General features: G+C 68.5%; 19 protein-coding genes and 1 tRNA gene. 9 read left to right on the top strand and 11 right to left on the bottom strand.

Annotation, left to right across the window (positions count from 1 at the left end; all coding sequences use genetic code 11):
* Window positions 1–244: 244 nt before the first annotated feature.
* From ACFZBU_RS23210 to ACFZBU_RS23195, 4 genes are all read right to left on the bottom strand, one after another.
* Window positions 245–697, bottom strand: a complete 453-nt coding sequence (locus ACFZBU_RS23210; RefSeq protein WP_391585502.1) for a hypothetical protein — start codon at window positions 695–697, stop codon at window positions 245–247.
* Window positions 682–5,205, bottom strand: a complete 4,524-nt coding sequence (locus tag ACFZBU_RS23205) for a DUF6531 domain-containing protein (protein ID WP_391585501.1) — start codon at window positions 5,203–5,205, stop codon at window positions 682–684. Before ACFZBU_RS23205 ends, ACFZBU_RS23210 begins: the two co-directional genes overlap by 16 nt.
* Before the next feature lie 64 nt (window positions 5,206–5,269).
* Window positions 5,270–5,620 carry a hypothetical protein gene (locus ACFZBU_RS23200; protein WP_391585500.1) on the bottom strand — a complete coding sequence of 117 codons (351 nt, stop codon included), beginning with the start codon at window positions 5,618–5,620 and terminating at the stop codon, window positions 5,270–5,272.
* Window positions 5,613–5,987 carry an SseB family protein gene (locus ACFZBU_RS23195; protein WP_391585499.1) on the bottom strand — a complete coding sequence of 125 codons (375 nt, stop codon included), beginning with the start codon at window positions 5,985–5,987 and terminating at the stop codon, window positions 5,613–5,615. The genes ACFZBU_RS23200 and ACFZBU_RS23195 overlap by 8 nt, the downstream gene beginning before the upstream one ends.
* 316 nt (window positions 5,988–6,303) lie before the next feature.
* Between ACFZBU_RS23195 and eno the strand changes: the two genes are divergently transcribed.
* The 4 genes from eno (at window position 6,304) to ACFZBU_RS23175 (ending at window position 9,863) form a co-directional block, all read left to right on the top strand.
* Window positions 6,304–7,584 (top strand): phosphopyruvate hydratase, encoded by a 1,281-nt coding sequence (gene eno, locus ACFZBU_RS23190; RefSeq protein ID WP_391585498.1) that lies wholly within the window; start codon window positions 6,304–6,306, stop codon window positions 7,582–7,584.
* A 56-nt stretch (window positions 7,585–7,640) separates the two neighbouring features.
* Window positions 7,641–8,276 carry a septum formation initiator family protein gene (locus tag ACFZBU_RS23185; RefSeq protein ID WP_391585497.1) on the top strand — a complete coding sequence of 212 codons (636 nt, stop codon included), beginning with the start codon at window positions 7,641–7,643 and terminating at the stop codon, window positions 8,274–8,276.
* Window positions 8,277–8,391: 115 nt separating this feature from the next.
* A complete protein-coding gene (locus ACFZBU_RS23180; protein ID WP_391585496.1) occupies window positions 8,392–8,910 on the top strand; it encodes a DUF501 domain-containing protein in 519 nt (172 codons plus the stop codon).
* Window positions 8,907–9,863 (top strand): exopolyphosphatase, encoded by a 957-nt coding sequence (locus ACFZBU_RS23175; RefSeq protein WP_391585495.1) that lies wholly within the window; start codon window positions 8,907–8,909, stop codon window positions 9,861–9,863. Before ACFZBU_RS23180 ends, ACFZBU_RS23175 begins: the two co-directional genes overlap by 4 nt.
* A 39-nt stretch (window positions 9,864–9,902) precedes the next feature.
* Here the strand turns inward: ACFZBU_RS23175 and ACFZBU_RS23170 are convergent, their stop codons facing one another.
* Both ACFZBU_RS23170 and ACFZBU_RS23165 read right to left on the bottom strand, forming a co-directional pair.
* Window positions 9,903–10,172 carry a type II toxin-antitoxin system RelE/ParE family toxin gene (locus ACFZBU_RS23170; RefSeq protein WP_391585494.1) on the bottom strand — a complete coding sequence of 90 codons (270 nt, stop codon included), beginning with the start codon at window positions 10,170–10,172 and terminating at the stop codon, window positions 9,903–9,905.
* A complete protein-coding gene (locus tag ACFZBU_RS23165) occupies window positions 10,169–10,441 on the bottom strand; it encodes a type II toxin-antitoxin system Phd/YefM family antitoxin (RefSeq protein ID WP_391585493.1) in 273 nt (90 codons plus the stop codon). Before ACFZBU_RS23165 ends, ACFZBU_RS23170 begins: the two co-directional genes overlap by 4 nt.
* 454 nt (window positions 10,442–10,895) lie before the next feature.
* Here ACFZBU_RS23165 and ACFZBU_RS23160 point away from each other — a divergent pair, with 454 nt between their 5' ends.
* Complete coding sequence (locus tag ACFZBU_RS23160; RefSeq protein ID WP_391585492.1) at window positions 10,896–12,245, top strand: NAD(P)/FAD-dependent oxidoreductase; 1,350 nt, start codon at window positions 10,896–10,898, stop codon at window positions 12,243–12,245.
* Window positions 12,246–12,306: 61 nt separating this feature from the next.
* On the opposite strand, the gene ACFZBU_RS23155 is transcribed toward ACFZBU_RS23160, so the two are convergent.
* A complete protein-coding gene (locus ACFZBU_RS23155) occupies window positions 12,307–13,086 on the bottom strand; it encodes an ABC transporter ATP-binding protein (RefSeq protein WP_391585491.1) in 780 nt (259 codons plus the stop codon).
* A 342-nt stretch (window positions 13,087–13,428) separates the two neighbouring features.
* Between ACFZBU_RS23155 and ACFZBU_RS23150 the strand changes: the two genes are divergently transcribed.
* Window positions 13,429–13,510, top strand: a tRNA-Leu gene (locus ACFZBU_RS23150).
* 322 nt (window positions 13,511–13,832) lie between these two features.
* Complete coding sequence (locus tag ACFZBU_RS23145) at window positions 13,833–14,687, top strand: Bax inhibitor-1/YccA family protein (protein WP_391585490.1); 855 nt, start codon at window positions 13,833–13,835, stop codon at window positions 14,685–14,687.
* A 175-nt stretch (window positions 14,688–14,862) separates the two neighbouring features.
* Here the strand turns inward: ACFZBU_RS23145 and ACFZBU_RS23140 are convergent, their stop codons facing one another.
* Complete coding sequence (locus ACFZBU_RS23140) at window positions 14,863–15,096, bottom strand: DUF4287 domain-containing protein (RefSeq protein WP_355531872.1); 234 nt, start codon at window positions 15,094–15,096, stop codon at window positions 14,863–14,865.
* Window positions 15,097–15,265: 169 nt separating this feature from the next.
* Between ACFZBU_RS23140 and ACFZBU_RS23135 the strand changes: the two genes are divergently transcribed.
* A complete protein-coding gene (locus ACFZBU_RS23135; RefSeq protein WP_391585489.1) occupies window positions 15,266–15,637 on the top strand; it encodes a hypothetical protein in 372 nt (123 codons plus the stop codon).
* A gap of 93 nt (window positions 15,638–15,730) precedes the next feature.
* Here the strand turns inward: ACFZBU_RS23135 and ACFZBU_RS23130 are convergent, their stop codons facing one another.
* The 3 genes from ACFZBU_RS23130 to ACFZBU_RS23120 all read right to left on the bottom strand — a co-directional run bounded on the left by ACFZBU_RS23130 (window position 15,731) and on the right by ACFZBU_RS23120 (window position 18,999).
* The gene (locus ACFZBU_RS23130; RefSeq protein ID WP_391585488.1) at window positions 15,731–16,321 is read right to left on the bottom strand and encodes a hypothetical protein; all 591 of its coding nucleotides are present in this window, start codon (window positions 16,319–16,321) and stop codon (window positions 15,731–15,733) included.
* A 197-nt stretch (window positions 16,322–16,518) separates the two neighbouring features.
* Window positions 16,519–17,739, bottom strand: a complete 1,221-nt coding sequence (locus ACFZBU_RS23125) for an acetyl-CoA C-acetyltransferase (protein WP_391585487.1) — start codon at window positions 17,737–17,739, stop codon at window positions 16,519–16,521.
* Window positions 17,740–17,895: 156 nt separating this feature from the next.
* Complete coding sequence (locus ACFZBU_RS23120; protein WP_391585486.1) at window positions 17,896–18,999, bottom strand: SGNH/GDSL hydrolase family protein; 1,104 nt, start codon at window positions 18,997–18,999, stop codon at window positions 17,896–17,898.
* A gap of 264 nt (window positions 19,000–19,263) precedes the next feature.
* On the opposite strand from ACFZBU_RS23120, the gene ACFZBU_RS23115 reads away from it, so the two are divergent.
* Window positions 19,264–20,640: a cystathionine beta-synthase gene (locus tag ACFZBU_RS23115; protein WP_391585485.1), complete on the top strand. Its 1,377-nt coding sequence runs from the start codon at window positions 19,264–19,266 to the stop codon at window positions 20,638–20,640.
* Window positions 20,641–20,652 lie beyond the last annotated feature (12 nt).

The following is a 20,652-nucleotide window of genomic DNA, read 5'->3' as shown; positions in this document are numbered from 1 at the left end:
TAGTCGAACCGTAACGGCCGCTTAATCGCCGATGCCCAACTTTCACCCGATCGAGCGACCAACCATTTTTTGACGCCCCGTCACGGATGGGCGGGGCAGTCGATGTGGTCCTGAGGCGCACACCTGCACCCGTCGAACTGCCGTGGACGGGCTGGAGTCGTGTGGCCCTCCATCTGAACGTGACCCATCGGCGTCCCCGGCGCCCAGCCGCGGCGATTCCTCCGGGACCTTCGGTCCGGTTGCATCATTCCTGCTGGGACCATCTCTTGGATTGTTTTGCGGCGCGATGTCTAAGTGCTTGAGGCATAGATGTATCGACGCGAATCATCCGAAGATGCGAGGTCAATAGAATCTCATCAAAATCGGATTTTGGCATATCTGATATCCACGCGACGGCCCGCTCGACCCAGTAAGGAGACCCGGAGCCCATGGCCGACACAATGATTTTCTCGATGAGTTGCTCTGGTCTGGATCTGCCCGCAGGTTCCAGGCGGGGCCACTCTGAGACCAGCAGCTCGTGAACTGATCGAAAATCTCTCTCAAGGAGCGGCCACAGCGGAACGGGGTTCGAAATCGGAACCTTCGCCTTGATGTGCTCCTGCGAGCCTACGCCGATATCGCCGCTTTCGTCGACGCCGACCCATGTGCCATCCCCGCGATCGAATAGCGGAGTCCAATTTTTCATTGCTGTTCCCATGCAATATGCTCGGCGGGGATGCCGTGGTCCTTGAGGAATTTGTCGAACTGTTGTGCTATGGCCGGGGTCCAGTTCTCGCCGTAGTGCCCACTGTTCTCCGTCATTATGAATTTGCCATCCTTATCTCTGCTCAGAGTACCTCCGACGACCTTTCTCGGATTGCCATCGATGGTTGCTGCGAGCTGTTGATGAGGGCTTCCGTTCATATTCAAATGGGAAGAGGGCTTTCCGGTGACCAGGATTCCGCGTTCGGGGTCGAATACGTACTCCATTGCTCCTCTCTTCGGGAAATAGTTGAGGAAAGCGGCATTTGACTTGACTCTGTCACTCACCTCCAAAACTCCGGGGACGGGACCGCTTCCATCCTGGAGCCCGTACGGAGCCAGGCCAAGGGGGTCGAATTGCTCGGTCGGATTGGTGACATAGCCATGGTGATTTGGAGACGGCGCGAGGCCCAGCGGGTCCGGCGAGAGGTATTGCGCCGTTGCCGGCTCGTAGTATCTGAAGTAGTTGTACTCAAGCCCTGTTTCATCATCCAGATAGTGGCCGGGTCGGGGTATACGGCAAGGATTCGTCTGCCTGGGGTCATTGTGGGTTTGGTTTCCCCATAGGGACTGAAGCCGGACAGGAGTAGGGGGTCCATCCGTGTGGAGCAACCGCAGGACGGCTCCGACCCTGTCGGTCAAAATGGCAAACGATTGCGTGTCGTCTCCCTGCGGCTTTCGATTTTCGACGAGCAGCCGCCAACTGCTCGGAGCGTAATCCCACGTGGTTATATCTGAATTGTGATCCTGTTCGACCAGTTGAACGCCATCCCAGGAAAATATTATTTCAGTGCTTGATTCCACGTGCATCTTGCTAATTCGACGCGCCATCGGATCGTATGTATAGCGCCAGGTAGTGCCATCGGGTATAACAGTCTCTATGAGGCGATCTTCAGCATCCCAGGTGTAAGTCCATGTTTTCAACTTTCCGGACAGCGTTTTCTGGGTGCGTCGCACGATTCGCCCTTGTGCGTCGTGCGCATAGAAAATCTTCCCGGCCCTTGCTATGCGGGTTCCTACTACTTCGCGACTGCCTTGCGCTGTCTTGTCTTCCCCGGGCCAGGAGCCATTAGATTGATTCCCGGCAAGGTCATAAGCATACCGTTCGATCCACCCGTGACCCCTGACGGTCGTAACCCGACCGGACTCGTCCGAATCATACGTTGCCAAACCGGTAGTGCTGTCCTCTATCGTGGCAATCAAGCCGCCGGCTTGATAGGTGTATTTCCTGTGGTGGGCTTCTCGAACGCCTGAAGTCGGATCAAAAATTGCAGCCAGCGCACTGATGGGATTGTCGAGCGTGACCGATTCCTCGGTCAAGCGGTTCAAATTATCCCATGATCGATGAAATGTGATCCGCTTATCGAAGCGACGTTCTATTTCGCGACCGGCGGCGTCATGGGTGAATTCGAGAGTGCGGTCGGCAGTGCGCAGAGAAAGAGGCTGCCCGGCGGGATTCGATGACCATTCACTGATGTGGCCACCGGGGGTTTCTCGTCGCACCCGGCGACCGAGCAAATCGTACTCGTTCGAGAGGGTACGACCGTTGGTGGTCTCGGATGTGATGCGGCCGGTTGCGTCTCGCGTGAAGAGAAGGTCCACGTCTGGAGTGACGGCTTGGAGCAGGCGTCCTGCGGCGTCGTGGCGATAGGTTGTCGTGTGGGTGGTTGCTTCCTGGCGCTGGGAGACGACTTGCCCCACCGCATTGCGGACGTAGGAGACGATCTCGCCGGCGCCGTTGATCCGCTGGATCAGTCGGCCCGCTGCGTCGTGGCGGTAGGTGAGTTCTCGGCCGTTGAAGTCGGTTTCGGACGTGAGGCGGCCGGCCGGGTCGTATTCGTATTGCCAGGTCAGGCCCATGGGGTTGGTGACCTTGGTGAGGCGGAGTTCGGGGTCGTAGGTGAACTCCAGCCTGGCGCCGTCGGGGCCGGTTTGGGCGGCCGGGAGGTCGAAGTGGGTTGATTCGTAACTGGTGGTGAAGCCGGCCGGGTTCACGTGGTGGCGGAGGTTGCCTTCGGCGTCCCAGGTCCAGGATTCGTGGGTGCCGTCGGGGCGTTGGCGCCAGGCGGGCTTGCCTTCCACGGTCCAGGCGGTTCTGGTGGTGCTGCCCATCGGGTCGGTCAGGGTTGTGGCTCGGCCGAAGGCGTTGCGGGTGAGGCTTGTGGTGGCGCCGAGGGGGTCGGTTACCGACACCGGGAGGCCGGCGGGATCCGAGGTGACCTCGGTGGTGTGGCCCAGGGCGTTGGTGGTGGCCGTCAGGTGGCCGGACGGGTTGTAGGCGTAGGACGTGACGGCGCCCAGTTCGTCGGTGGCGGTGAGGAGGTTGGCGCGCTCGTCGTAGGTGTAGCGGCGCCGGCCGCCGTCCAGGCCGGTGACGAGGGTGGGGCGGCACAGGAGCGGGTCGAAGTCGGCGACGGTGAAGGTGCCGTTGGGGAGGACGATGCCGACTGTGTTGCCCAGGGCGTCGTACGAGTACCGCGTGGTGTGGCCGAGTTCGTCGGTGACGGCCACTCGGCGGTTGTAGGAGTCCCACTCCGTGAACCGGGTGCCGCCGAGGGGGTCGGTCTCGCGGACGACCTGGGACCAGTCGTTGTATTCGTATTCGCGGACCGCGCCGAGGGCATCGGTCATCCGGGTTGTTCGGGCCGCGTCGTCGTAGTCGAACGAGTTGTCCATGACGCCGTCGATGCCGGAGCCGCGTACGCAGCGGCCCGCCTCGTCGTATTCGTACTGGTACCAGGTGCCGTTGCGGTCGGTCCAGGACGTCATGCGGTGGTGGTCGTCGTAGGTGAAGCGGAGCGGGCGGCCGGAGGAGTTGACGACCTCCGACAGGTCGCCGGACTCGCCGTAGACGAAGGTGACCAGGGGGATCGAGGCCGTCGGGTCGTCGGATCTCATGTGGGTGACGGGGTCCGCGCCCAGCAGCCGAAACCCCGTGATCAGCCCGCCCGCCGTGTCCACCGCGACCCGGTACCCACCCGAGTGGGTGACCTCGAACGGCACGCCCGCGTCGTCGTAGAGATAGTCGATCCGGCTCCCGTTGCGATCGACCAAGGAGCGCACCGGTATTCGCCGCGAGAGCACCTCCGGCAGCGCCGCGAAGGACCAAATGCGGCCCCGCTGCGGATCGGTCACCGTGAACGTCCCGTTCGGCGCCCCGTCCCAGACCAGCGGCCACCGATAGCCGCCCATCGGCATGACCGGCTCGCCCGGCCGCGGCACCGGATATCGCAGCACCATCCCGTCGGCGGCCGTGAACGTGACCCTCTCCGCGCCCAGTTGCAGGTACTGGTCGAGCGTCGATGCCCACCGTTCGCCGAACCACCGCCCGCCGCCGAACGCCGTCCGGTGATGCCGCTCCAAGACCAACGGCAGCGCCCCCGCCAGCGTCACATCGGTCTGCGGCAGCACCATCTCGCCGGTGACCACGTCGATCGGCTCGCCCTCGCGCGTACACGCATCCGCACCCCGGCAGCGCGGGTTGTCCCGCTTGGCGATGGCCTTCTCGGCCTGCTCGGCGGGCGTCAACGCCTTGTTGCCGCCGCGCGTCGCCAACGTCAACGCCAGGTCGGGGGCGAGGTGGCCGAGGAAGCGCGCCGGGTTCTTCTTGAAGTCCTCCCACGAGGTGACGACGGTGTCCTGCGCGAACCCGATCGGGTCTCGGGCGATGCCGAGCATGCCTCCTGCGATGCCCTTCAGGTCCGTGGCGTAGGCGATCGGGTCCACGAAGATCCGGCCCGGGTCGAGCGTCCACGCGAAGCTCGCGAGTTCGAAGACCCCGGCGGCCCCACCCTTGACGAAGTCGATGCCCGCATTGCCGAGCGTCTTCCGGATGTCCGGGTCCAGATCCAGCACACCCGCCGACTTCCGCAGCTCCAACATCGCGTGCGCGTCGGCCTTTTCCACCCGCTCCCGGACCCGCTGCAACTGCGCCTGCGCCTCGCGCAACAGGTCGGCGCCCGGGTTTCCCTCGGGCTTGTGCGGTAGTTGCGGCAGGCACTCCTTGCCGACGCCGTTGGCCTTCTGTACATCCTGGTTGCGTTTGGCGAGGTCGTACGACTCCTGTTCCCTCGCCTGCGCCTCGATCAGCCAGAACGCCTGCTTGGCCTTGGGGATGATCTCGTTGGCGCACTCGCCCTGGGCGAACCGCAGCACCTCGGCGAACTCGCGCAGTTTCTTGGCGACGCTCGGGTATTCCTTGCCGTGCAGCTTCAGGACGTCGGTGACCAGCTTCAGATCCTTGCGGAACCCCTCGGCGGCATCGCCCCGCCAGAGGTCCTTGCCGTCGACCTTGCCCAGCCGGTCCTTGGCCTCCAGCGCCTGGACCGAGAACCGGGTGAACACGTCCGCGACGGTGTGCAGCACCTCCCAGTCACCCGGTATCAGCCCCCGAGGCTGCGAATCGGGCGTGAGCGGTTCGCCTGACACCAACACCGTGCAACCCCCGTCAGTCGGTCGATCCATCAGCCGGTCGGTCGGTCCGAGCAGTTCTTCAGCCGTCAGCCGTCAGCCGTCAGCCGTCAGTTCGTCAATCCGTCGTACTCATGTCGTCGCCCGCGTGGATCGAGGCCGCGCCACCCGGCGTGAAGAACCTGGCCTCGGCGTCCCGTTCCGCCGCCTCGTACTGCTGTGCGGCCATCTCCAGCGAGATCGCGATGCTCTCGCCGAGGCTGACCAGCGCGGCCATTGCCTGGGCGGACTTGAGTACGATCTCGCCGGCCTGGTACGGCGAGGTGTAGTGCTTTTGCAGCGCCGCCAGTTGCCCCTGCAACGGCTGCTGCTTCTGGGCGATTTCCCGGGCGATCAGCAGCGCGTCGATCAATTCGGTACTCGCCCCGCGCACGAACGCGCTGTCGACCTTGAATCCGTCGTCACCCACCCGTGGCCTCCGTCTCCGGCTCGCCGTTCCACAGACTCGCCCGCAGCCGCACCGGTTGCGGGCCGGCCAGGTCCACCGCGATGTCGTAGCCCGCAGGCAGCAGCCGCACCAGGTCCCCGCCCTCCGTGGCGAACCAGTCGCACGCCCCGCCGACGAACAGCGCCAACTGCTCCTCGGAGGTGAAGACCGGTACGACCCCGCCACCGGGCGGCCCGATCGCGGCAAAGCCCACCTGCTCCAACCGCTCGCAGTACAACCGGGCCGCGAGCAACGCGGCCAGCAACGCGGGCGGATCGCCGTCCCCCGCGAGCAACCGGGCAATCTCCCGCTCCAGCGGCGAAGCAGCGCCGGCGCCTGACGCGCCCAACCCATCCGACGCCTCCGGCCCGCCCGATCCACCCGACCGGTCCGACGTACCCAACCCGCCCGACCCACGCGAAGCCTCCGGCCCACGCGAAGCCTCCGGCCCACGCGAAGCCTCCGGCCCGCCCGAAGCGCCCCCGCCCCCCGGTTCGATCATGTGTGCGCCCCCGCCTCTCGACCGAGCGTCACCCTAGCGAATTCGTTCACATCCGCGTCACCGACCGGTTGCCCACAGCTACCCGTTCCCGGGCGAACCGCACCGCAGGCTGCTACTAGGCTGGCCGAGCAGACCAGCGTGCCCCTTGATCAAGGAGAAACTCGTGCCGTCCATCGACGTCATCCACGCCCGGGAGATCCTGGACTCCCGAGGGAACCCCACGGTTGAGGTCGAGGTCGTCCTCGACGACGGCAGCTCGGGCCGTGCCGCCGTACCGTCCGGCGCTTCCACCGGTGCCTTCGAGGCCGTCGAACTGCGGGACGGCGACGAGGCCCGGTACGGCGGCAAGGGTGTGCAGAAGGCCGTCGACGCGGTCAACGAGCGCATCTACGAGGAGATCGCCGGCACCGAGGCCGACGACCAGCGGCTGATCGACCAGGCGATGATCGACCTGGACGGCACCGAGAACAAGGCCGAGCTCGGCGCCAACGCGATCCTGGGCGTCTCGCTTGCCGTCGCGCACGCCGCCGCCGAATCGGTGAACCTGCCGCTGTTCCGCTACCTCGGCGGCCCGAACGCGCACGTGCTCCCGGTGCCGATGATGAACATCCTCAACGGTGGTGCGCACGCCGACACCAACGTGGACATCCAGGAGTTCATGATCGCGCCGATCGGCGCGGAGACCTTCGCCGAGGCGGTGCGCTGGGGCACCGAGGTCTACCACTGCCTCAAGTCCGTGCTCAAGGCCCGCGGCCTGGCCACCAGCGTCGGCGACGAGGGCGGCTTCGCGCCGAACCTGGAGAGCAACCGCGCCGCGCTCGACCTGATCGTCGAGGCGATCGAGATGGCCGGCTACACCCCGGGTTCGGACATCGCGCTGGCCCTGGACGTGGCCGCGAGCGAGTTCCACTCGGACGGCGCGTACGTGTTCGAGGGCGCCAAGAAGACCTCCGCCGAGATGTCGGCGTACTACGCCGAGCTGGTCCAGGCGTACCCGCTGGTGTCGATCGAGGACCCGCTGGACGAGAGCGACTGGGAGGGCTGGGTCGCGCTGACCGCGCAGCTCGGCGACAAGGTCCAGCTGGTCGGCGACGACCTGTTCGTGACCAACCCGGAGCGGCTCGCGCGCGGCATCGAGGAGAAGGCGGGCAACGCGCTCCTGGTGAAGGTCAACCAGATCGGCACCCTGACCGAGACCCTGGACGCCGTGTCGCTCGCCCACCGCAACGGCTACCGGTGCATGATGAGTCACCGGTCCGGCGAGACCGAGGACACCACGATCGCGGACCTCGCGGTGGCCACGGACTGCGGCCAGATCAAGACGGGCGCCCCGGCGCGCTCGGAGCGGGTGGCGAAGTACAACCAGCTGCTGCGCATCGAGGAGATCCTCGACGACGCGGCGGAGTACGCCGGCCGTGGCGCGTTCCCGCGCTTCGACGGCTGACACCGGGTCGAGCGGAACACCGCCGGCGCCGAATCGACGGAACGGCGGGAGGACGGGTGAGCGAGCAGCGCGAGGGCGGCCGCAGGACGACCGCTCCGATCGGGGCCGCTCGCGCGTCCCGGGCCGTCGCACCGCCGCGTCAGGCGCGCGGTGACCGTCCGGCACGCGGAGAGCGTCCGGCGGCACCGGCCACGCCGAAGGTCGTCGCCGCGGTCGGGTCCATCAGGGACTCGGCCGCGGCGGCGCGCCTGGGTCGGCTGCGCCGGCGCGGCGGCGGCAAGTGGATCGTGCTGACCCTGGTGGTGCTGAGCCTGGCCGTCGCGCTGGTGTACCCGCTGCGGCAATACCTGGACCAGCGGGCCGAGGTGGACGACCTGCGCGAGAGCACCCGCAAGCAGCAGGCCGAGACCGAACGTATGCGGTCCGACCTGGAGCGCTGGAACGACCCGGCGTATGTACGCCAACAGGCACGCGAGCGGCTGCACTTCGTCTACCCGGGGGACACCGCCTACCTGGTGGTGCCGCAGCCGGGCGATCCGGGCAACCCGGCGCCGCCCACGCCCGCCCGGGCCGGTTCGCCGCCGTGGTACCGCGACCTGTGGGAGTCCACGCGCGACGCGGACGGGGCCGGCATGCCGACCGCGAGCGCGACGCCCACACCCACCAGGACGCCGGCCGCCTCGATCGGGTAGCCCGCCGATTCCCGCGTCGTGCGGGACCGGGACCGCACGCGTCGAGCGAGTCCGGGACGGCATCCGGATCGAACGTCGGTCCGAGTCACTCAGCGAAGCAGGAATACTTCCCTTCATGGATCAGCACGACATCGACGCCGTCAAGGCGCAGCTCGGCCGTACCCCGCGTGGTCTGCGCGGCGTCGCACACCGGTGCCCGTGCGGGCTGCCCGACGTCGTGGAGACCGCTCCGCGCCTGGAGGACGGCTCGCCGTTCCCGACGCTGTACTACCTGACCTGCCCGCGGGCGGCCTCCGCGATCGGCACGCTCGAGGCGAACAACGTCATGCGCGAGATGAGCGCGCGCCTGGCCGAGGACGAGGACCTCGCGGCCCGCTACGCCGCCGCGCACGAGGACTACATCGCCCGCCGGGACGCGATCGAGGTGCTGGAGGGCTTCCCGTCGGCCGGCGGCATGCCGGATCGGGTCAAGTGCCTGCACGTGCTGGCCGGCCACGCGCTGGCCGCCGGGCGCGGCGTCAACCCGCTCGGCGACGAGACGTTGGACGCGCTGCCCGACTGGTGGGCCAAGGGCCCGTGCGTGTGTGTGGACGAGCCGGCCGACGCCGCAGCCCCGGAGGACGAGACCCGATGACCCGACGCGTCGCCGCGATCGACTGCGGCACCAACTCCATCCGCCTGCTCGTCGCCGACCTGGACCCGGCCGCCGGGACGCTGGTCGACCTGGACCGCCGGATGCGGATCGTCCGGCTCGGCCAAGGCGTCGACCGGACCGGCCGGCTGGCTCCCGAGGCGCTGGAGCGCACCTTCGCCGCGTGCCGCGAGTACGCCAAGGCGATCGGCGAACTGGGCGCCGAGCGGGTGCGTTTCGTGGCCACCAGCGCGAGTCGGGACGCGGAGAACCGGGAGGTGTTCCGGGCCGGCGTGCGCGAGATCCTGGGCGTCGAGCCCGAGGTGATCTCCGGCGACGAGGAGGCCGCGCTGTCCTTCGCCGGGGCCACCCGGGAACTCGCCGGGACCGGCGCCGTCGAGACGCCGTACCTGGTGGTCGACATCGGCGGTGGGTCCACCGAGTTCGTCCTGGGCACCGATCGGCCCGAGGCGGCGCGGTCGGTGGACATCGGCTGCGTCCGGATGACCGAGCGGCACCTGCGAGCGGACCCGCCGACGCAGGACCGGATCGCCGCCGCGACCGCCGACATCGAGGCCGCGATCGCCCGGGCCGCGGAAGTGGTCCCGATGGACCGCGCCCGGACTCTGGTCGGCCTGGCGGGCTCGGTGACCACGGTCGCGGGCATCGCGCTGGAGTTGCCCGAGTACGACTCGACGGCCATCCACCACTCGCGTTTGACCCTCGACCAGGTCCGCACGGTGACCGCCCGCCTCCTGGCGAGCACGCACGCCGAACGGACGGGCATCCCGGTGCTGCATCCGGGTCGGGTGGACGTGATCGGCGCGGGTGCACTGGTGCTGCGCACGATCATGGAACGCACCGGCCTGACCGAGGTCGTGGTCAGCGAGCACGACATTCTGGACGGCATCGCCTGGTCTTCGGTGGAAGCCCCCGGTGCGGTGGGTGACTGGTAGCCGTGCCCCGAGCGCACCGCCACGGGCCGGTCCGAGGTGTCAGAGATTTCGGTAGTCGTCGCGGCGGTCGCCGACCTTGACCACGAGAATGACCAGCTCACCGTCTCGAACGTCGTAAGCGATGCGGTAGTTGCCGACTCGAAGTCGATACAGGCCGGAGGGGCCGGTGAGCTTCTTGATGTCGGCATCCTCGCGATAGGGGTCGTCACCCAGTGCGGTCAGCGCAGCCAGAATCCGCATTGCCGCAGGCCGGTCGATGGCTCGCAGTTGGCGTTGCGCGGCGGTGGTGAATCGGAACGCGTACTTCATGCGCTGCTTTCGCCGCGCTCGGTGAAAAGATCCGCCAGCAACTCGGCCATCGTCACGCTCGGGCCGCCCTCGGCCAGGACCGCCTCGGCCTCGCGCGCCAGCATTTCGTCGGCGGCTTCCTCCAGCGCGTCGAAGTCCGCAATCGGTACCAGCGCGGCCACCGGAGTCCCATTGCGGGTAATTACCGTCGAGGTGCCGTTTTCGGCACGATTGATGTGGTCCGCGAGGTGTGCGCGGGCTTCGCGTATGGTCACTGCGCTTTCGGTCATACCTCGCAGTGTACGCACGAGTGTGTACACGCGCTTCGCCGTCGTCCGGGGATTTTTGGCCGACAGGGAACCAAGGAACCATGTCCAACGTTCGGACACTCGAAAAAGTTTGTGAATCCCTTCACATGGTCCGGGAGGCAAAACTTGGCCATGTGAGGCCGTTTTCCCCTTGTCGGACCGGTCGGGTGGCGGTATCGCCTTCGAATGCGGGGGTTGCCGCCGGTTCGAGGTGGAGATCACATTGCGCCGTCCCCGGGGTCCTCGGGCAGGATCGACGCAGGTCATCGGGACCGGGTCGGCGGACGAGCCGGCCGAAAACGGTCGAGTGGATCTTCCTCGACGGCACACCGTGCACAAATGCACAAGCAAAAGGACGAAGGGTACCAGACGACCCCTTCGGTACTGCGCGCGGCCTCAGGGCACCGGTGGGTTCGATCGGTGGATACTTCCAAACATGAGCAACACGGATCGCCCTCGCATCCTTATCGTCGGCGGCGGCTACGTTGGTCTGTACGCCGCGCAGCGCATCCTCAAGAAGATGCGCTACGGCGAAGCGACCGTCACGGTCGTCGACCCGCGGTCGTACATGACCTACCAGCCCTTCCTCCCGGAAGCGGCCGCCGGCAGCATCTCACCGCGCCATGTCGTGGTGCCGCTGCGCCGTGTCCTGCCCAAGGCCGAGATCGTCAACGGCCGGGTCACCTCCGTCGACCACGACCGCAAGGTCGCGCTGGTCGAGCCGCTCGCGGGCGACTCCTACGAGCTCGGCTTCGACTACATCGTCATCGCACTCGGCTCGATCTCGCGGACCTTCCCGATTCCCGGCCTGGCCGAGAACGGCATCGGTCTCAAGACCATCGAAGAAGCCATCGCGCTGCGCAACCACGTGCTCGGGCAGCTCGACCTGGCCGACTCCACCACCGACGCGGAGATCCGCCGCAAGGCGCTGACCTTCTGCTTCGTCGGCGGCGGGTTCGCGGGGATCGAGGCGCTGGCCGAGGTCGAGGACATGGCGCGCGACGCGGTGCGCTACTACAAGAACCTCAAGCGCGAGGACATGCGCTTCGTGATGGTGGAGGCGGCCAACCGCATCCTCCCCGAGGTCGGTCCGGAACTCGGCGCCTGGACGCTGGAGCGCCTCAAGGCCCGGGACATCGAGTTCCACCTGGAGACGTCGCTCAAGTCCTGCGTCGACAAGCACTGCGTGCTCTCCAACGACATCGAGTTCGACGCCTCCACGATCCTGTGGACGGCGGGCGTCAAGCCGAACCCGGTGTTGTCGGAGTACGGCCTGCCGCTCGGCCCGCGCGGCCACGTCGACACCCGCACCACCCTCCAGGTGGTCGGCATGGACAACGTGTTCGCCGCCGGCGACAACGCGCAGGTGCCGGACCTCGCCGCGGGTGAGGGTGCCTGGTGCCCGCCGAACGCGCAGCACGCGGTGCGGCAGGCGCGGGTCCTGGGCGACAACGTCGTCTCGGTGATGCGTGGGTTCCCGCCGAAGGAGTACAAGCACAAGAACCTCGGCGCGGTGGCGGGTCTGGGCCTGCACAAGGGCGTCGCGGTGATGTTCGGCAAGTTCAAGCTCAAGGGGCTGCCCGCCTGGTTGTTCCACCGCACGTACCACGGGGCGATGGTGCCGACGTTCAACCGGAAGTTCCGGGTGTTCGCCGACTGGACGCTGTCGGCCTTCTTCCGCCGGGAGATCGTCTCGCTCGGGGCGATGGAGCACCCGCGGGACGAGTTCGCCGAGGCGGCACTGCCGGCGCCGCGACCCGCGGTCGAGCCTGCCGCGAAGGCCTAGCTTTCGGCAGGGGCCCGGCACACGCACCTGGTGCGTGTGCCGGGCCCCTTTGCGTTCGTCCTCAGACCGTTCGGGCGGCTTCGAAGCGTTTCATGCGTTCGAGGACGAGGTCCGAGGTGGGGGAGAGCATCTCGTCGACGATTTTGCCGTCGGCGAGGAAGAGCACCCGGTCCGCGTAGGACGCGGCGTTGGGATCGTGGGTGACCATCACGATGGTCTGGCCGCTTTCGCGCACCGAGGTACGGAGGAAGCCCAATACCTCGGCGCCCGAGCGCGAGTCCAGGTTGCCGGTCGGCTCGTCGGCGAAGATGATCTCCGGCTTGCTCGCCATCGCGCGGGCACACGCCACGCGCTGCTGCTGACCGCCGGACAGTTCGCTCGGGCGATGCTTGAGCCGGTTCCGGAGGTCGACCGTCTCGATCACGTGGTCCAGCCACGCCTGATCGGGCTTCACGCCCGCGATGTCCATCGGCAGGGTGATGTTCTCCAGCGCGGTCAGCGTCGGCAGCAGATTGAACGACTGGAAGACGAAGCCGACCTTCTCTCTACGCAGCAGGGTCAACTGCTTGTCGCTCAGCGAGGACAACTCCACGTCGCCCAGCCGGACCGAGCCCCCCGAGATCGAGTCCAGGCCCGCCATGCAGTGCATCAGCGTGGACTTGCCCGACCCGGACGGGCCCATGATCGCGGTGTACTCGCCCCGCCGGAATCCGACCGAGACGCCGTCGAGCGCTGTCACCTGCGTCTCGCCCGTGCCGTAGACCTTGGTCAGGTCGGTGGCGACGGCGGCGGCGGGCGCGCCGTTCGTCCCGACGCCCCTGTTGGGTTCGGTGGCGGTCACAGGAGACCTCTTTCGTCGCGATCGGATCCGATGCGGGGGGCGGCGTACGCACTCCGTTGGTGCCGGACGACGAAGGTCCGGATCCGGACGATGGTGATCACCGCATGACGGTCGATCCGAGCGGACCCTCGACCCGGTGGTCCTACCCGGGTTCGGCCGCCGAATGCGGGATGTCCCCTGCTCAGCCGCCCCAAAACGCCCATTCGGGATCATCCGTATTGCATGCGGACGGGTCGCCTTCCGTTGCTCTCCGCGATCGAACAGGCCGACGGAAGGGGTCCGCAGGCCCTCGAAACGCTTGGGGCACACCCGGTGCGCCGAGGCCGCTACGCTCAGCATCGCCCCCGGGTGGTGGAACGCAGACACGAGGAGCTTAAACCTCCTTGGCCGCAAGGCCGTGCGGGTTCGAGTCCCGCTCCGGGGACAACTCGAAGTAGCGGTTGACCTGCAAGAACGCCGTTTCGTCGCGGAGTTGCGACAGTGGGCCTCGGTGGTCTGGACCACCAACCGGATGCTTTCCCGGGCCCGCGGGCCACCCTCACTCGCGCATAGCGCAGGGTGTTCCCGTGCTGACAGCGATCGGGTTCACGATGGATACCATCCGACTTTTTATGACCGGACAGTGACCGCGGGCACAAAACGCGTGTCCGGACACGTTGTAGGGGAAAGATGGAAGCCCCGAGCGCTTTACTCGGGGATTACTCTCTTGAGCCACGACCCCCACCCGGGGGCATGGAGGAGATGACATGAGGAGCAGCAACCCGGTGCTCACGCGGCGGGGGGCGTTCGAGACCGGCCGGCAGGAGCAGGCCGGTTACGGAGCGCCGCAGCCCGGGCCGCAGGGCGCCCCGTACGGTGGGCCGCAGCAGCCGCCGATGCAGCCGATGACCCCCGAGCAGCTTCAGGAGATGTACCGGGCGCAGTCCGCCGGTCCGCTCCAGACCGGCCGGATGACCATCGACGACGTGGTCGCGCGTACCGCGATGACGCTGTTGACGGTCGTCGTCACCGGTGCGCTGTCGTGGGCATTCCTGCCGTTCGAGAACTTCGGCTGGGCGGTCGGTGCCGCGCTCGCCGCGTTCGTCGTCGCGATGGTCGTGACCTTCAAGCGTGAAGTCAGCCCCGCACTGGTGCTGACCTACGCCGCGCTCGAAGGTGTGTTCCTCGGCGCGATCAGCCACGCGTTCGAGCAGCAGTACAGCGGCATCGTGGTGCAGGCGGTGCTCGGCACGGCCTCCGTCTTCGTCGGTGTGCTGGTGGCGTACAAGTCCGGCTGGATCAAGGTGACGAGCCGATACGTGCGGATCGGCATGGCGATCGCGATCGGCTTCCTGATCCTCACCGTCGTCAACCTCCTGGCGATCCTGATCGCCGGTGGCGACGGCCTCGGCCTGCGCAGCGGTCCGCTCGGTATCGTGATGGGCATCCTCGGCATCCTCATCGGCGCCTTCTTCCTGTCGCTCGACTTCAACGAGATCGAGCAGCTGGTCGCCCAGGGCGTGCCGCAGCAGGAGTCGTGGCGGGCCGCGTTCGGTCTGACCGTGACCCTGGTGTGGATCTACCTGGAGGTCCTGCGCCTGCTGTCGATCCTGCGGGACTGACGCAGCGCCGCGTGACGGCCCGACATACGAAGTGGCGGTGCCCCCGGCAAGGGGCACCGCCACTTTTGCGTATGCGGAATGCGCGGATCCGCGGAGTCGACAGTGGTGGCGAGTGGTCAGCGTGGCAGGGGTCTTCGACGGTGGATCGGCGGCGCGGCGGCCTGGAGGCGGGGGATCAGCTGACCCCGCCCGGCGCGTGCCGGCGGCGGTCGTGCTCGCGGACGATGGCGAGGGCGTGCCCGTGTCCGAGGTTGTGCTCGCCCTGGAGCCAGGAGACCCGGTCCTCGAACCGGGAGAAGGCCGGACCGGCCTCGATTTCCTTGAACCAGTCGGGGAGTTCGCGGCCGGTGCAGACGGGCACCCGAGCCACGAGGTTCCGGTGGGTCTCTTCGGAGAAGTGCAAGGACATAAGCGCCTCCGGTGAGCGTTCCGTTACCCGAGCGTGCATGACGGGCGAACGGTTGGCAAGCGGTCGAAGCCGACCCGCACGCGGTGTGCGCACTGGGTACGCTCCGGTTATGTCGTCCCGCATCCCCATCCCCCCGGTCGGGAAACCGTCCGTTTCCCTCACGGTTGACGTGGGCCCCTTCGTGAAGGAGTCCGGCGCGGTCGCCGACCGACTCCGGCACCTGTCCGAGGCCCGGTTGAAGGCGCCGCTGACCGCCCGTCAGGAGACCTCGCCGAGCCGGGCGGGCGCGGCCCTCGCGCTGGCCCAGTGTCTGGCCGACCTGGCGGCCGCGGTCGAGGGCGAGCCGCTGCGCGAGATCCCGGATCTGGGCGTGTTCGTGGTGGGCGATCAGGTCGCGGTCACCTCCGGCGATCTCGCCTCGGCGCTGGGGCCGTTGGCCGAGGAGCACCCGCTGATCCTGCAGGACGGCGAGCCGACGACGGCCGGTGACGTGGTGCGTCGGGCGCGGGAGATGGTGCGCGAGTTGTCGGCGGCGATCTGAGCGACGCGGGGTGCGGCCGGTGTCCGCCGGGCAGGGCCCAGGGCCCGCCGCGGGTGCCGCTTCGTGGTGCTCGGCGCGGGATCGAGGACGACCCTAGGCCGGCGGTCGGACGTACAGACGGTCGGCCAGGGCGTACGTGGTGTCCTCGTCCATGCCGAAGGTCAGGGTCCAGCCGCCACCGATCTCGGAGGTGCCGAGCAGGCGCACCGGCCGGCCCAGGGACAGTGCGACGTCGATCAGCGATGCGGCCTCCGGGTCGCCCGGCATCACCACCAGCGAGCTGCCGTCGGCGAAGTCGAGCACGTCCAGCCCGCCGGCGCCGCCGGGCGAGCCGGTGCGCACGCGGGTGATCGGGGTCGCGCCCGCGACCAGGCCGGTGAGGTACTCGCCGGTGAGGTGGGTGGGCAGCAGCGGGGTCAGGTTCTCCGACGGGTGTGGACGGCGACCGGTCGCGTCGTCGTCCGGGTCGACCCGGTCGGGGAAGTCGTCGCGCCCGGGCCCGGGGACGGTCAGCGGTGGTCGCTCGGCGTCCCGGCTGCGGAAGAGATGATCGAGGAACGCCTGGTCCCAAATCTCCGTGGTGGCACGGGCGCGGAGCCGCCGGGACAGTCGGCGCACGACGGCGGTCACCGCGACGGCGCATGCGGCGGTGATCAGGACGGGGACGATGTAAGCGTTCGGCATGACGTGATCCGCAACCCTTGGCCAACCCGAGGAAGAGCTTCTTCCTCCAGGGTCGCGCCGTCCGCGGCCGGCCGCCAGAGCGTGACGTCCCGAGTGGGCGGGACCTCGGGCCGACCCGGTCGGGTGGTGAGCGGCGAAGCCCGCCCGGGTCGTCCGGACGGGCTTCGCGCGGGTGTCGAATCGGGTCGGTGGTCGGGTCAGCTCAGGCGTTCGAGGACCATGGCCATGCCCATGCCGCCGCCGACGCACATGGTCTCCAGGCCCCACTGCTTGTCGTGCCACCGCAGGGAGTTGATCAGCGTGCTGGTGATCCGCGCGCCGGTCATCCCGAACGGGTGGCCGATCGCGATCGCGCCGCCGTTGACGTTGACCTTGTCCAGGTCGAAGCCCAAGTCCCGGTAGGAGGGGATGACCTGTGCGGCGAACGCCTCGTTGATCTCCACCAGGTCGATGTCCGCCGAGGTCAGGCCCGCGCGGGCCATCGCGATCCGGGAGGCCTCGACCGGGCCGTAGCCCATGATCTCCGGCGATAGGCCGGACACGGCGGTGGAGACGATCCGGGCGAGCGGGGTCAGGCCCAGCTCGCGCGCCTTGGTGTCCGACATCACGATGACCGCGGCGGCGCCGTCGTTGAGCGGGCACGCGTTGCCCGCCGTCACCGTGCCGTCCGGGCGGAAGACCGGCTTGAGCCCGGAGATGCCCTCCAGCGTGGTGCCCGCACGCGGACCGTCGTCCTTGCTCACCACGGTGCCGTCCGCGAGCGTGACCGGCGTGATGTCCTCGGCCCAGAAGCCGTCGGCGATCGCCTGCTCGGTGCGGTTCTGCGAGCGGACCGCGAACTCGTCCTGCTCGGCCCGGGAGATGCCCTTGTGCTGGGCCAGGTTCTCGGCGGTGAAGCCCATCCCGATGTAGACGTCCGGGAGCAGACCCTGCTCGCGCGGGTCGGCCCAGGTCGAGCCCTTCTCGACGGCCTCGGTGGTGCGGGTCGCGGCGTCGGCGAAGAGCGGGTTCCTGGTGTCCGGGATCGAGTCGCTGCTGCCCTTGCCGCGGGTGCTGGTGACCATTTCGACACCGGCCGAGATGTACGCGTCGCCCTCGCCCGCGCGGATCGCGTGCATCGCCATCCGGGTGGTCTGCAGCGACGACGAGCAGTAGCGGGTGATGGTGGTTCCGGGCAGGTGGTCGTAGCCCAGCATGACCGCGACGTTGCGGCCCATGTTGAAGCCCTGCTCGCCGCCGGGCAGACCGCAGCCCAGCATCAGGTCGTCGATGTCCTTGGGGTCCAGCGCCGGGACCTTGTCCAGGGCGGCGCGGACCATGAGCGCGGTCAGGTCGTCCGACCGCAGGTCCTTCAGGGAACCCTTGAAGGCGCGACCGATCGGGGAGCGGGCGGTGGCGACGATGACTGCTTCGGGCATCGGGACTCCTTGTTGGTCTTTGCGGCCGTCGGTACGAGGACCCCGAAGGGACTCTCGTCGGTGCGGAAGCGCAACTGACGCTGAAGTTACTGCCTGGTAGCCGAAAGTGGGAGGGGTGGATCATGCGACCTGCCCCACGCCATAACTGACGCCCAGTCAGATTTCTTCCGCCACATTACCCCGGGCGTCCCCGAACGGGGTTGGCGCAGTCCGCTCGACCTTCGCATCACCCTCGGCGGCGGCGTCCGGCTCGGCATCGGACTCGGCGTCCGGATCCACCGTCGCGGGGGTGGGGATCTGCTGCCTGCGGCGGTGGCGCAGCAGTGCCCACCGGCCGCGCGGGCCGCGCTCGCGCCCGCCGACGTCGGTGCCGGTCACCTCGGTGCCGCCCTCGGCGGCGGCCTCGATCGCGGCCTGCGCGATCGGCAGCACGCCCTCGCCGCGGAAGCTGTCCGGGCTCAGCTCGTCCAGCGGCCACAGGTCCAACGCGGCGCACAGGGACGGCAACGAGGCCATCGCGGCGGTCGCGTAGCCCTCGACCGAGGGGTGGAAACGGTCCGGACCGAACATCGCCTTGGGCCGGGCCAGGAATTCGGGCCCGAGCAGCGAGCCGAGCGAGACGGTACGGCCGCCCGCCTCGACCACGGCGATGGTCTGCGCGGCGGCCAGGTTGCGGCTCCACTGCCGGGCCAGGTAGCGCAGCGGCTGCGCGATCGGCTCGATCGTGCCCAGGTCGGGACACGTGGCCACGACCACCTCGACGCCGGAGGCGATCAGTCGGCGGGTGGCCTGTTCGAGGTGGCGCACCGACTCGGCCGGGCGCATCCGGTGGGTGACGTCGTTCGCGCCGATCATGATCATCGCCACGTCGAGTTCGTGCCGCAGGGCGAGAGTGACCTGACGCTCCAGGTCAGAGGACTGGGCGCCGGAGAGGGCGACGTTGACCAGCCGTACCGGCACCTCGGCGACGGCGGCCAGGCCGGAGGCGAGCAACGCGCCGGGGGTCTGCATCGGGTCCTCGACGCCGAGGCCGGCGGCGGTGGAGTCGCCGATCATCGCGAACGTGATCGGCTCGCCGGGCAGATCGCCGTACATCCCGTCGGCGCTCGGCGGGTCGCCGTCGGGTTCGCCCACCGTGCGGCGGGCCATCTTCGCCTCGGTGTACAACACCGCGAACATCGCCCCGGTCAGCACTCCCACGCCGCCGCCACCGAAGGCCGCGGCCGCCGCCACCCGGCGGGCCATCCGAGTGCGCATCATCGCCGGGCACCGCGGCCGGCCGTCGTGTACAAGACCTAGGGCTCCTCCCCGTCGCGGACTCCACACCGACCCTAACCGACCGTCAGGTTCGTCGGCGGACAGCGGGGCGCGGTGCGGCGCGCGGCGTGGGCGCGGCGTGGGCGCGGTCGAGGCCGCAGCGCCGTGTCCGGCGGGAAGGCGCCGACTAGGCTGGGAGAAGTTAGCGCAATGTGAGGATTTTGGGCCATCCGGCCCCGGCTGATGCGCACTCATGGCGGAGGTTCCGTGCGGTACCACGAATCCATGCTCGACCTGATCGGGGACACCCCCCTCGTCAAGCTCAACTCCGTCACCTCGGGGTTGTCGGCGACGGTGCTGGCGAAGGTCGAGTACTTCAACCCGGGCGGCTCGGTCAAGGACCGGATCGCCGTGCGGATGATCGACGCGGCCGAACAGTCGGGCGCGTTGCGTCCGGGCGGCACGATCGTCGAGCCCACCTCCGGCAACACCGGAGTCGGGCTGGCGATGGTGGCGCAGCGACGTGGATACAAGTGCATCTTCGTCTGCCCGGACAAGGTCAGCATGGACAAGATCAATGTCATGCGGGCCTACGGGGCCGAGGTGGTGGTCTGCCCGACCGCGGTCGACCCCGAGCACCCCGACTCCTACTACAACGTCTCGGACCGGCTGGTGCGCGAGACGCCCGGCGCGTGGAAGCCCGACCAGTACTCCAACCCGGAGAACCCGCAGTCGCACTACCTCTCCACGGGTCCCGAGTTGTGGGAGCAGACCGACGGTCGCATCACGTGCTTCGTGGCCGGCGTCGGCACCGGCGGCACCATCTCCGGGACCGGACGCTTCCTCAAGGAGGTCTCCAACGGCGGCGTGCGCGTGGTCGGCGCCGACCCGGAGGGCTCGGTGTACTCCGGCGGCAGCGGCCGGCCGTACCTGGTCGAGGGCGTCGGTGAGGACTTCTGGCCGACCGCGTACGACAGCGCGGTGCCGGACGAGATCATCGCGGTGTCCGACCGCGACTCGTTCCTGATGACGCGCCGGCTCGCCCGCGAGGAGGGTCTCCTGGTCGGCGGCTCGTGCGGGATGGCCGTGGTCGCGGCGCTGCGTGCGGCCGAGCGGCTCGGGCCGGACGACGTGGTCGTGGTGTTGTTGCCGGACTCCGGGCGCGGCTACCTCAGCAAGATCTTCAACGACGAGTGGATGGCCGACTACGGCTTCCTGGACGCGGACCCGAACGAGGCCACCGTGGCCGACATCATGGCCCGCAAGCAGGGCGACCTGCCCGCCCTGGTGCACGTTCATCCGGAGGAAAGCGTCGGCGACTCGATCGCGATCCTGCGCGAGTTCGGGGTCAGCCAGATGCCGGTGGTCAAGCCCGGGGCGGGTCACCCGGACGTGATGGCCGCCGAGGTGGTCGGCTCGATCGCCGAGCGCGACCTGCTGGACGCGCTGGTGTCCGGTCGTGCCTCGGCGGGCGACCCGCTGGAGAAGTTCATGTCGGCACCGCTGCCCGTGGTCGGCTCCGGTGAGCCGATCGCACGGCTGGCGCGGGTGCTGGAACAGGCCGACGCGGCGCTGGTGCTGGTGCACGGCAAGCCGCAGGGCGTGGTCACCCGGCAGGACCTGCTGGGTCACCTGGCGGGCTGAGTCGGCCGTGTT

The sequence above is a fragment of the Embleya sp. NPDC008237 genome (genome assembly GCF_042956465.1).
In the GTDB taxonomy this organism is placed as follows: domain Bacteria; phylum Actinomycetota; class Actinomycetes; order Streptomycetales; family Streptomycetaceae; genus Embleya.
This window is presented reverse-complemented; position numbering and strand designations above follow the sequence as displayed.